This is a genomic window from Chryseobacterium phosphatilyticum, from assembly GCF_002899825.2.
Lineage (GTDB): Bacteria > Bacteroidota > Bacteroidia > Flavobacteriales > Weeksellaceae > Chryseobacterium > Chryseobacterium phosphatilyticum.
Map to the genome: position 1 here is coordinate 1 of NZ_PPED02000087.1, position 463 is coordinate 463.

The window sequence follows — 463 nt, forward strand, 5'->3', positions numbered from 1 at the left end:
CCTGCACGCCGCGGGGCTGATCGGCATCACCTATCTGCATCTGACACCGCCCGCGCCGCCGGGCGAGCAGGAGATCACCATCGATCTCGCGCCGCAGATGGCGGAGGCCGAGACGCAGGCCCCCGCCCAGACAGCGCAGTCCGAGGCGATCCCCGAGGAGGCCAAGCCCGAGGGCGAGCCGGAGACGGCCGAGCCGGTCGAGATCCCGGACGAGGTGAAGCCCCCGCCTCCCCCCGAGATGACGGAGGTGATGCCGGAGGAGGTGCAGCCGCCGCCTCCGCCGCCGGAAGCCGTCACGGAGGTTCCGCCCGACACGCTGCCCCCGCCGCCGGAGGAGCAGATCATCGCCTCCGAGGCGCAGGAGGCGGAGCCGCTGGCGCCGCCCCCGCCCGTGGTGGCGAAGGTGCCGGAGCGGCCCAAGCCCGATCCCAAGATCGAGGAGCGCCGCAAGGCCGCCCTGGAG

1 pseudogene is annotated in these 463 nt (G+C 74.5%); it reads left to right on the forward strand.

What is annotated here, in order from left to right:
- A pseudogene (locus C1631_RS25510) lies at window positions 1-463 on the forward strand (hypothetical protein); the annotation flags it as partial.